The sequence below is a fragment of the Nocardiopsis alba genome, assembly GCF_000710955.1.
GTDB lineage: Bacteria > Actinomycetota > Actinomycetes > Streptosporangiales > Streptosporangiaceae > Nocardiopsis > Nocardiopsis alba.
Genome location: NZ_BAZE01000023.1, coordinates 1 through 9,864 on the forward strand (window position 1 = coordinate 1; position 9,864 = coordinate 9,864).

13 protein-coding genes and 1 pseudogene are annotated in these 9,864 nt (G+C 66.0%); 4 read left to right on the top strand and 10 right to left on the bottom strand.

The features are described from left to right. The 4 genes and pseudogenes from TR33_RS25540 to TR33_RS25555 all read right to left on the bottom strand — a co-directional run. A partial coding sequence (locus tag TR33_RS25540) for a hypothetical protein (protein ID WP_042286029.1) occupies positions 1–557 on the bottom strand: 557 nt, incomplete at its 3' end. A gap of 855 nt (positions 558–1,412) precedes the next feature. Beyond that, positions 1,413–2,057, bottom strand: a pseudogene (locus TR33_RS27360) (LysE family translocator). Between the two features lie 135 nt (positions 2,058–2,192). Next, positions 2,193–3,140, bottom strand: coding sequence for a DMT family transporter (locus tag TR33_RS25550; RefSeq protein ID WP_199806201.1), 948 nt, complete (start codon positions 3,138–3,140; stop codon positions 2,193–2,195). After that, on the bottom strand, positions 3,137–3,733 hold the full coding sequence (locus TR33_RS25555) for a short chain dehydrogenase (protein WP_042286032.1): 597 nt from the start codon (positions 3,731–3,733) through the stop codon (positions 3,137–3,139). Before TR33_RS25555 ends, TR33_RS25550 begins: the two co-directional genes overlap by 4 nt. A gap of 69 nt (positions 3,734–3,802) precedes the next feature. Here TR33_RS25555 and TR33_RS25560 point away from each other — a divergent pair, with 69 nt between their 5' ends. Beyond that, a complete protein-coding gene (locus tag TR33_RS25560) occupies positions 3,803–4,711 on the top strand; it encodes a LysR family transcriptional regulator (protein WP_052358260.1) in 909 nt (302 codons plus the stop codon). 243 nt (positions 4,712–4,954) lie between these two features. Here the strand turns inward: TR33_RS25560 and TR33_RS25565 are convergent, their stop codons facing one another. Further along, a complete protein-coding gene (locus TR33_RS25565; protein WP_042286034.1) occupies positions 4,955–5,404 on the bottom strand; it encodes an ArsI/CadI family heavy metal resistance metalloenzyme in 450 nt (149 codons plus the stop codon). A gap of 90 nt (positions 5,405–5,494) precedes the next feature. On the opposite strand from TR33_RS25565, the gene TR33_RS25570 reads away from it, so the two are divergent. Genes TR33_RS25570 through TR33_RS25580 form a run of 3 tightly spaced genes read left to right on the top strand, consistent with a single transcriptional unit; the run spans position 5,495 to position 7,402 of the window. Next, positions 5,495–5,878: an ArsR/SmtB family transcription factor gene (locus TR33_RS25570; protein WP_042286036.1), complete on the top strand. Its 384-nt coding sequence runs from the start codon at positions 5,495–5,497 to the stop codon at positions 5,876–5,878. Next, positions 5,875–6,993 carry an ACR3 family arsenite efflux transporter gene (gene arsB, locus TR33_RS25575; protein WP_042286037.1) on the top strand — a complete coding sequence of 373 codons (1,119 nt, stop codon included), beginning with the start codon at positions 5,875–5,877 and terminating at the stop codon, positions 6,991–6,993. Before TR33_RS25570 ends, arsB begins: the two co-directional genes overlap by 4 nt. Continuing rightward, a complete protein-coding gene (locus TR33_RS25580) occupies positions 6,986–7,402 on the top strand; it encodes an arsenate reductase ArsC (protein WP_042286039.1) in 417 nt (138 codons plus the stop codon). Before arsB ends, TR33_RS25580 begins: the two co-directional genes overlap by 8 nt. A gap of 1,048 nt (positions 7,403–8,450) precedes the next feature. Here the strand turns inward: TR33_RS25580 and TR33_RS26255 are convergent. The 5 genes from TR33_RS26255 to TR33_RS25590 form a co-directional block, all read right to left on the bottom strand. Beyond that, complete coding sequence (locus TR33_RS26255; RefSeq protein ID WP_084570340.1) at positions 8,451–8,627, bottom strand: DUF397 domain-containing protein; 177 nt, start codon at positions 8,625–8,627, stop codon at positions 8,451–8,453. 43 nt (positions 8,628–8,670) lie between these two features. Beyond that, positions 8,671–8,850 (bottom strand): DUF397 domain-containing protein, encoded by a 180-nt coding sequence (locus TR33_RS25585; RefSeq protein ID WP_042286042.1) that lies wholly within the window; start codon positions 8,848–8,850, stop codon positions 8,671–8,673. Positions 8,851–8,950: 100 nt separating this feature from the next. After that, complete coding sequence (locus tag TR33_RS26260) at positions 8,951–9,127, bottom strand: DUF397 domain-containing protein (protein WP_084570341.1); 177 nt, start codon at positions 9,125–9,127, stop codon at positions 8,951–8,953. Positions 9,128–9,427: 300 nt separating this feature from the next. Then, entirely contained in the window at positions 9,428–9,607 is a 180-nt protein-coding gene (locus TR33_RS26265; RefSeq protein ID WP_084570342.1) for a DUF397 domain-containing protein, read from the bottom strand. Further along, on the bottom strand, positions 9,604–9,864 hold a 261-nt coding region (locus tag TR33_RS25590), incomplete at its 5' end, for a Scr1 family TA system antitoxin-like transcriptional regulator (protein ID WP_042286043.1). The genes TR33_RS26265 and TR33_RS25590, both read right to left, overlap by 4 nt.

Sequence of the window (9,864 nt, forward strand, 5' to 3'; positions counted from 1 at the left end):
TCTTCGTAAGCGGCCAGAATGTCGGCGGTCGGCGCCTCGATCTGGTTCACATAGTTCTGGAGCTGCTTGTCCTCGTTGTCGATGGCCTGCCTGTTCGCCTTGATCTGGCTGAGCTGGGCGTACTGTCCATCCTGGTTGAGCCAGGTGGAGAAGTCCGGGGTGCCCGAAGGGGCGGCGTTCTTCCACTGAAGCTGAACGCTCTTGTAGTAATCCGTGTAAGTGCGCCGGGCTGCCGCCGCATTGGCCTGGAGCTGCTTATAGTGGTTGTCCCCTTCGAGGTTGCCCACCGCCAGGCTGTTCATCCAGACGCGGTAGGAGTGATCGAACCCCGAACTCCCACCTGCGGTATGGGCGTTCGTCTGCTGCTGGGGAGTGGAGGGCACCACGTTCAACAGCGACCACTGGGAGTAGGGGAGAGCTCCCGGAGTGCGGCCACCCCAATCCCACGGGGTGCTGGGGGTGGTCATTTGGATCGCTTCACCTGCGGGCAGTTTGATCATATCGGACAACTGTTGGGCGTACTTGGACCACCGGTCGATATCGTTTACATTGGTCATGGTGGGACACTCTTCAGGTCGTGATCAATTTGACCTGCGCAACCTTACAAGGGGGAATGACGGAGCTCCACCCCTCAATAAAGTCACAATCCGAAATAAATCAGACAGCATGACTCGATGGAAGGTGTTTGAGAAGGAATATTTTCTTTTTCGAGGGATCCTTTACTGTCCACAATGAACCCCTTCTTGTGTCCCGGGAGGGATTCCATCTATTGATTTATAGACCAAGGGCCTATAAGTAAATACTCCACGTGCCGCGTATGAGAATATGGCATCGTATGCTCTGCATGGAACCATCCTCGCTCATCCCGAAACAGACGACGCCGGACGGGATGCTTCCACTTTGTGGAAAACCAGAGCGACATGGTCTATGTCTTATTCTCGGCATCTGCACCAGAGGTACCCGGCCGGCGCTCGGTCAGGATGAGAGTCGTACCGAGAACACAAGGATCCCCATGCGTCTCACGGGGCAGATCCAGGCCTCACCGCCCGACCTGGGACACCTCTCACTCCGGCAGAGGCGCCGACCAGATTCCCTCCGTCAGGCCTGCCTGAGAGAGGAAGCGCGGGTGAACGCTCGGGCCTCTCCAAGAACTCGCTCGGCACCTACCGGGTCGACTCTTTCAAGCGGTGCGACCGACGAGGGTTCACCGATTCTCCCCCGTTTCCCGCGTGTGAACGAGGACGCTCTCTCTTCTGGTCGGCTCTACCGAGGTGACTCCGGCCGGACACTCTCCACATCACCCCCATGCGCGTGGGGCTCACGACACGATGTCCTGCTGAATCAAGGTCGGCACCGGTCCATCCCCACGTGCGTCTGCGAGAACACCACCCCCGGCTTCGGCGGGCGCCGGGTCAGTGGCGTGCGAGGGACGGCCATCCGGCGAGGGTGATCATGGTGGGTCCGGTGGCGCGGTCGAATAGGCGGTGTGCGCGGGCCGTCAATGACGCAGAGCCCGGACGTCCGCCTATTCCCGCGTACACCAGCGCCGCCGCGAACTCGACGGCGATGTAGGCCAGGCCCAGGGCGACGAGTTGCAGGGGGACCGCGCGCGCACCGTGGTCGGCGAACTGGGGGAGGAGCGCGGTGAACAACAGGAGCGCCTTGGGGTTGGTCATCGCCACCAGGAACTCTTGGCGGGTCAGGTGCCATCGGCTGTCACGGGTCTCCGGTGAGACCGGAGAGCGCCGTTCGCCTTTCCCACCTTCGGAAGTGAAGGTGTCGTAGAGCATGCGCGTTCCCAGGAAGAGCAGGTATCCCGCACCTCACCACTTCACCATGGTGAACGCCGTTTCCGAGGCGACCAGTAAGGCCCCGAGCCCCGCCGCCGTGGCGGCGACGAGGATCAGGAAGGCCGAGAAGCGCCCTGCCAGGGCCACCACGGCGTCTCGGAACCCCTGTTTCAGGGCGTTGCGCAGTGACAGTAGTCGGTTGATTCCCGGTGTCAGGTCCATCAGTGCGGCCGCTACGAAGAAGCCCTCCCAGTGAGCAGACGGCATGACCTGCACCTACCCGTCCGGGGTGGAGGTGCTCGGGGCGGTCGATCGAGGGGTACTCCGTCGACCGCTCGGCGGCCGGGCGGCGGCCGAGCGGTCATGAACGGATGAGGTCCGATCCTCGCGCATGCGGGAATCTCATGTTCGAACCCTGGGGCTCTCCTTCGCGTTCGACGAGTCGATTCCTCGCGTCCCCGATGGGTGTGTTCGAGGGCCGGGGCGGGTGACCAGCGCCGCGAGCAGGATCAGGGCCAGCGCCACGATTCCGTCGGCACGTACCGTCTCTCCCATGACCAGGGCGCCGAGGGCCATCGCTACGGCCGGAGGTAGGAACGTGGCCGTGGAGGCGGTGACGGCGCCGAGGCCGGCCACCGCGACGTAGTACAGGATGAAAGCCGCCCCGGTGCCCAGTCCGCCGAGGCCGACGACCACTCCGACCAGCGCCGTGGTGTCCTGTGTGATGTGGCCGATCCCCTCCATATCCGTGATGAGCACCAGCCCGAGGGCGGCCAGGGCCAGTTGGTAGCCGGTCGCGGCCGCCGAGGGGATGCCCAGCGGGATCACGAAGCGCCGGGCGTAGGCGAAGGACGCCCCCAGGCTCGCCGCTCCGGCCAGCATGAGTACGACCCCTTGGGCGTCGACGGCTCCGGCCGCCCATGGGCGGGCCAGCAGTACGACCCCGCCCGTGCCCAGGGCCAACCCGACCCCTTTACGTGCGGTGAGGCCTTCACCAGGCACCAGCACCAGCGCCGCGATGAGGGCGAACAACGGGATGGAGCCGCTCAGCGCTCCGGCCACACCGCTGTCGAGCCGGGCGGTGCCGGCGGCGAAGGCCAGGTAGTAGACGCTGGTGGCCAGCAGCGACATGACCACCAGGTGGTGCGCGTGTCGCAGGTGCCACCAGGCCCAGGCGCGGGTGAACGTCGCGAACAACGCGACCGGCACCAGTCCGAACACCACACGCAACAGTGTGGTCTGGGCGGGTGAGATCAGATCGGTGGACCAGGACATGAACAAGAACGAGGTGCCCCAGACCAGTCCCAGGAACATATAGGACGCCGTGGCGGCGGCCCGTGACACGCTCACGGAATCAGGACCTGGCCGGTGACGGCGCCTTCGACCGACTTCACGTAGGCCCGAGCCACCTCGGACAGGTCCACCGGGACGAAGCCGGGGAAGAAGTCGCCGTAGTCCTCCAGACTCTCGGTGAACACCGATGGGCTGATGACGTTGATACGTCGTGGAGCGATCTCCAAGGCGGCGGCGCGTACGAAGGACTCCACGGCGCCCCCGGCCATGGCCGCGGCGGCCCCGGTCACGATGGGTTCGCGGGCCAGGATTCCGCTGATCAGGGTGAAGGAGCCGCGAGGGTTCAGGTGGGGCAGGCCGGTGCGCACCAGGTTGATCTGGCTGAGGATCTTGCCATGGAAGGCCGAAAGGTAGTCCTCGGGTTCCAGATCGGCCAGGGGTCGGTAGGGCACGTCGCCGGCGGCGCTGACGACCGCGTCGACGCTGCCCACGCGCTGCCACAGTTCCTCCAGGCCGGCCGGGTCGGTGATGTCGACGTGGATATCGCCCGAGGAGCGTCCGACGCCGATCAGTTCGTACCCGCGCTCGGACAAGGTGTGGTGGATGGCGGCTCCGGCCTTGCCGGAGGCTCCGATGATGAGGATTCGCATGCGCTCAGGCTAGAAACGTCGTGCCTGGTCAGAGAAATACACACGCGCAAGGATTCATACAGTGGACGTATGAGTGTGGAGTTGCGTCACCTGCGCGCCCTGGAGGCGCTCGACCGGGCTGAGACGTTCACCGGCGCGGCGATCGAACTCGGGACCACCCAGCCCACCTTGTCGCGCACCATCGCCCGACTGGAGCGGATGACCGGGGTTCGTCTGGTCGAGCGCACCACCCGTCGGGTGGAGCTGACCGAGGCCGGGCGCCGCCTGGTCCGCCAGACCCGCCCGTTGCTCGACGGCATCGACCGGGCCGTGGAGACCGCCCGGTCGGGAGACCCGTCGGCGCTGCGATTGGGATGGGCCTGGGCCGGGCTGGGGCCGCACACCGTGCCCTTGATCCGGAGGTGGCGGGAACGTTCGAACACTCCGGTGCATATCCGCCGCCCGGCCGATCCCGAAGTCGCCCTGGCCGCGGGGGAGTTGGACGCGGTGATCGTGCGCAGGGTCCTGCCCGACCAGGTCGAGGATCCCGCTCTGACCAGCGCCCACCTGTTCACCGAAACCCTCGTCGCCGCGGTCGCCGCCACGAGCCCGCTCGCCACGGTGGGCGAGCTGGGCCTGGAGGAGCTGGCCGCCCACCGGGTCGCGTTGTGCGCGACCGCTCCCACCGCGACCGTGCGCTTGTGGGAGGGCATCGCTCCACCACCCGCGACCGTGACCGTCGCCAACACCGATGAGTGGCTGGCCCGTATCGCCATCGGTGAAGCCGTCGGAGTGACCGCCGAAGCCACCGGTTATGGGCACACCTCGCCCGACGTGGTCTACCGCTCCGTCTCGGACTCTCCACGGGTCGAGGTCAGCCTGATCTGGCCGTCGGCGCGCCCTCACCCCGAGATCGAGGACTTCGCCGACCTGGCGCGCGGCTACCTTCGCGAAGTCATCGAACAGAGCAGGCCCCCATCGGTGTTCGCCTTGGACTAGTAGGTTGATCCGTGCGCAGGCCACGATCATGGCGCGCCCGGGGCGAAGCAGTCCAGTGGCCATGGGGTCTCGGGGTTTCCACGTGCCCGCCTCCCGCCTGCTTCGACGAGCTCCGGGCCTTGGGCGCGGACGTGCTGCGGCGATCCACGTCCGACACAGATGCGAGCGGGGCCGTAAGAGCCTGATGCGAGCCAGGCCGGGCAGGCATAGCCCACCCCACCCGGTCCTACGGCTCGTCGGCGACTACACCTGTGCGGTGGCGCAGCAGGCGGACGCCTCTCCGGCGCCGCCGGCGTTGACCTCCTTGGGTGCCGCCCCTCTCTGGTCGCTGTCGCCCTTGACCACGTAGACCTCCCAGGGCTCCTTGCCGGGGCCGTGGACCCACACCTTGTCCTGCACGGCGTAGCAGCACGAGGTGTCGTTCTCCTCGAACGTGGCCAGGCCGGAGTCCTTGAAGCGCTCGGTGGCGGCGTTCACCTGCTCGGTCTCCTCGACCTCCACGCCGAGGTGGTCCAGGCGGGTCTCCTGGCCGGGCTCGCCTTCGATGAGGACGAGCTTGAGCGGGGGCTCGGAGATGGCGAAGTTGGCGTAGCCGGGGCGGCGCTTGGCGGGTTCGACGCCGAAGAGGGTCGAGTAGAAGACCACGGACGCTTCGAGGTCGGCGACGTTGAGGGCGAGCTGGACACGGGACATGAGGTCCTCCGGAAGCTGTATCGAAGTTCATCTATTCAGCGATGCGACTCCAGTTTTGCCATCTGATTCGAAGCTTGTCAATATAGACGCATGTCGAATCAAGAGGTGGGTGCCACCGATCTCCAAGGTGCGGTCACCGACTGCTGCCCCAGACTCCTGAAGGAGCCACTGGAGGACGGCGAGTCGGTCGAACTCGCCCGGGTCTTCAAGGCCTTGGGCGATCCGGTGCGGCTGCGGCTGTTGTCCATGATCGCCACGTGCGACGGCGACGAGGTGTGCGTGTGCGACCTGACGCCCGCCTTCGACCTGTCCCAGCCCACCATCTCCCACCACCTGAAACTGTTGAGGGAGGCCGGGCTCATCTCCTCCGTGCGGCGCGGCACGTGGGTGTACTACCGGCTGATCCCGGAGACGACGGACCGCCTGGCCGCGATCCTGACCCGCTCGTTGAAGCCCGAGGAGGCCGGTTCATGAGCGCCCCCGCACCCACCGATCCCAATGCCGGAGTGGTCGGGCGCCTGTCGGCCCTGGATCGGTTCCTGACCGTGTGGATCCTGGCGGCGATGGTCGCCGGTCTGGCCTTGGGTCGCCTGGTCCCCGGACTGGGCGAAGCGCTCTCCGGGGTCGGCGTGGCCGGGGTGTCCCTGCCGATCGCGGTGGGGCTGCTGGTGATGATGTTCCCGCCGCTGGCCAAGGTCCGCTACGACCGCCTCGGCACCGTCACCGGCGACCGCCGCATGCTGATCACCTCGTTGGCGGTCAACTGGCTGGCCGGCCCGGCGCTGATGTTCGCGCTGGCGTGGGCGTTCCTTCCCGACCTGCCCGAGTACCGGACCGGGCTGATCATCGTCGGCCTCGCGCGGTGCATCGCGATGGTGATCATCTGGAACGACCTCGCCTGCGGTGACCGTGAGGCCGCCGCCGTGTTGGTGGCCCTCAACTCCCTGTTCCAGGTGGTGGCCTTCGGCGCCCTGGGCTGGTTCTACCTGTCGGCGCTGCCCGGGTGGCTGGGCCTGGAACAGGCGGCCTTGGAGGTCTCCTTCGTCGACATCTCGGTATCGGTGGTGATCTTCCTGGGCGTGCCGCTCCTGGCCGGATACCTGACCCGCCGCCTGGGCGAGCGGGCCCGAGGCCGCGAATGGTACGAGACCCGCCTGTTGCCCAAGCTGGGGCCGTGGGGCCTGTACGGACTGCTGTTCACCATCGTCATGCTGTTCGCGCTCCAGGGTGAGGCGATCACGTCGCGGCCGTGGGACGTGGCCCGGATCGCGCTGCCCCTGCTGCTCTACTTCGTGATCATGTGGGCCGGGACGCTGGCGCTGGGGCGGGCCCTCGGGATGGGCTACCCCCGATCGGTGACGCTGGCCTTCACCGCGGCGGGCAACAACTTCGAGCTGGCGATCGCCGTCGCCATCGCCTCCTTCGGTGCCGCCTCCGGACAGGCGCTCGCCGGTGTGGTGGGGCCGCTGATCGAGGTGCCCGTGTTGATCGCGCTGGTGTACGTGGCTCTGGCGGCACGGCGATGGTTCCCCGGTGAAGGGGTGGCAGAGGTGGGCTCTTCCATGAGGAAGGAGACGACCGGTGACTGACCGTTCGGAGGCCGTGATTCCGCGGGTGCTGTTCGTGTGCGTGCACAACGCCGGACGGTCCCAGATGGCCGCTGCCTTCCTGGAACACCTGGGTGGCGAACGGGTCGAGGTGCGTTCGGCCGGTTCCGCGCCGGCCGACGAGGTCAACCCGGCGGTGGTGGAGGCGATGGGCGAGGTCGGGATCGACATCACGGCCAGTGTCCCGAAGATCCTCACCCCGGACGCGGTCCGCGCCTCGGACGTGGTCGTCACGATGGGCTGCGGCGACGCGTGCCCGTTCTTTCCCGGAAAGCGTTACCTCGCCTGGGAGCTGCCCGACCCTGCGGGGCAGGGTGTCGAGGCGGTCCGGCCCATCCGTGACCGGATCAGGCGGCACGTCGAGGACCTCTTGCGGGAGCTTGTTCCGTAAGCGGTCGGAGTCGCTGAGGGCCACCGCTGAGTCCGACGTGCGTGGGGCTGAAGTCGTGGGGTGTTGGTGAGTTCCGGTGGGTCCTGTGGGGGTGTGGTAGGGAGGCGTGGTGAGCGGAGGCTGCCTCGTGGTGAAGGTTGCGGGAAGATAGCGCCTTCTGTTTCCGCAGGTCATTTTCCCTGAGCCCCACGCACGTGGGGATGGACCGCGCGAGGGGCACGGACCGAGGAACCCGGGGCGCTGAGCCCCACGCACGTGGGGATGGACCGTTCAACATCTTCGCCGGGTTCCTGGCGCCCACCTGAGCCCCACGCACGTGGGGATGGACCCGCGACCAGGTGGGTTTCCTCCAGCGGCTCGAACTGCTCCCTGCGCACGCGGGGGCTTGGATGCACCAGTCCTACTACGACGTTCAACGTAGTGCCTGAGCCTTTGGGTGGCCGACTCCGGACATTCTCTGCCATCGGATCAACACGTTAGGTAATCTCCCCTCGACCCCCAGGGATGACGAGGAGCCTTGCCGTGTGCCCCTTTTGCCAACGCCGTGTACGCAAGCGCAAAGACAATCCCGACCTGCGTCTTCTTCACTACGTCAACGTCTCTCACGTCTTCAGCTTCAAGTTGAAAAAGTGCCAGGGATGCGATCCGAACGGCTGCAACCCTGGATGGTCGACCATCCAGGACGGAAAGAAAAGCGGGATCCGCTGCCAGGCCTGTGGGAAACGTGTGAAGGAGACTAAGACCTTCCTGCCGGTCAAGCACACGGACCAGCGCGGTGCTGTCTGCCCTGGGTGGCGCGACAACCAGCGATGAGCACCCGCGCGAGACAGAAGACCTCTCTCATGTTCCCCGCGAACGCGGGGATGGACCGGCCGGACTGCCCACCACCAACAGGATCGACGGCTGCTCCCCACGCACGCGGGGATGGACCCTACCAGGAGACGGTGATGATGCTCATCCGCATCTGCTCCCCGCGTAGCGGGGATGGGGGTTGGGAACAGGGAGACCCCGGGAGCTTTGGCTTCCGGGGCCTCGTCGGTTCTGGGGGTTACCGGGTGAGAATGCTGAGCAGGGCGTTCCATTCGTGGGCGGGCAGGTTCAGCTCGGCCTGGGCGCGGTGTTGGGTGTCGCGGATGTGGGTGGTGGAGCCTTCGGCCACCTCCACGCAGCTTCCACTGCCACCGCTGTAGCTGGACTTGTGCCAGGGGCACTGTTCGTTGGGCATGCGCTGCCCTTCCCTTCAGGGATGGGGGAGTTCCGGTTCGGGGTCAGCGGGTGCGGAGCGCGTGGAGCAGGGCGGACCATTCCGCGTTCGGGAGGCTGAGCTCGGCGAGGCCGCGGTTCTGGGTGTCGCGGACGGCGGCGCCTTGGGTGGTGGCGCGGGCCTCGACGCAGTTCCCACCGGTGCCGTTGCTGTAGGTGGACTTCTTCCAGTGCTCGTTCATCATGTCGCGCTGCCTCGATCTCTCAGATGGGGGTGGAGGAGTGCTCATCGGCGAAGGTCCCGCCAGGGAGGGTTCCGCCGCTCCGCGGTGGGTCTGCCGGGAGTCAGTTCGTGCGGAGGGTGCTGAGCAGAGCGGTCCATTCGAAGCCGGGAACGTTGAGCTGAGCCAGGGCGCGATTCTGGGTGTCGCAGATGTGGGTGGTGGGGCCTTCAGCCACCTCCACGCAGTTGGTTCCACCGTTGCTGTAGGACGACTTGTGCCACGTGATTTCGCTGGTCATGAGCTGTCCGTTCTCTTCGGAGGTCGGAGGCTGACTGCTGCGGAGCGGGACTTCTTCAAGGGATTGAGAGAGGTTGTGCGCTCGGGGAACGGGGGTGTTCTCAGGTCATGACTTCGGCTGAGATGATGCGGAGGTACGAAACTTCTTCTTCCCCGCCGAGCTGGGGAGTAGTCCTCGTTTCTTCTCGAACAGATATATCTCCCCTTGCGTCGTTACGTAGGGGAGTTACCCTGGTGATGCACGAACACGACCGACCCCCGCCAACGAGCCTGGCGGGGGTCGGTCTATGAGCAGCCTCGGTTACTTAGATGATGTCGCCCGAAGGAGCGCGCTCCACTCCACTGCGGGGAAGGAAAGATGGCCGCTCTCCCGGTTCTTGGTGTCGCGGACGTGAGTCTCACATCCCTCCGCGACCTCCACGCAGTCACCACCGCGACCGTCACTGTGGGATGACGTGTGCCAGGCCCACTGTTCGTTCATTTCAAGCCCTTCATGATGTCCTGGATTAGCTCAACGGAACGGATGGGGGACAGGGCCTCTGCTTGCAGTGCCCCGAACAACTCCGCCATCTCCTCAATCTCACCATCCTTGTCGAAGGCAGTGCCTCCCAGGGTGTGTTCCATACGGACGATCTTGCGGTTGTCGTTCATCGTCATCAGGCGAAACGGTCCGCAGAGACCACAGTGCCTTCGCACTTCGCCCGGGATCACCTGGAACCGGATCTTATCGTCCTTGGC

What these genes read in the sequence shown, in the direction of transcription:
- TR33_RS26255 (WP_084570340.1), bottom strand. Translation starts at nt 8,627, where the DNA reads ATGCCCAACGAACAGTGCCCCTGGCACAAGTCCAGCTACAGCGGTGGC.
- TR33_RS25570 (WP_042286036.1), top strand. Translation starts at nt 5,495, where the DNA reads ATGTCGAATCAAGAGGTGGGTGCCACCGATCTCCAAGGTGCGGTCACC.
- TR33_RS26265 (WP_084570342.1), bottom strand. Translation starts at nt 9,607, where the DNA reads ATGAACGAACAGTGGGCCTGGCACACGTCATCCCACAGTGACGGTCGC.
- TR33_RS25565 (WP_042286034.1), bottom strand. Translation starts at nt 5,404, where the DNA reads ATGTCCCGTGTCCAGCTCGCCCTCAACGTCGCCGACCTCGAAGCGTCC.
- TR33_RS25555 (WP_042286032.1), bottom strand. Translation starts at nt 3,733, where the DNA reads ATGCGAATCCTCATCATCGGAGCCTCCGGCAAGGCCGGAGCCGCCATC.
- TR33_RS26260 (WP_084570341.1), bottom strand. Translation starts at nt 9,127, where the DNA reads ATGACCAGCGAAATCACGTGGCACAAGTCGTCCTACAGCAACGGTGGA.
- TR33_RS25560 (WP_052358260.1), top strand. Translation starts at nt 3,803, where the DNA reads ATGAGTGTGGAGTTGCGTCACCTGCGCGCCCTGGAGGCGCTCGACCGG.
- TR33_RS25585 (WP_042286042.1), bottom strand. Translation starts at nt 8,850, where the DNA reads ATGATGAACGAGCACTGGAAGAAGTCCACCTACAGCAACGGCACCGGT.
- arsB (WP_042286037.1), top strand. Translation starts at nt 5,875, where the DNA reads ATGAGCGCCCCCGCACCCACCGATCCCAATGCCGGAGTGGTCGGGCGC.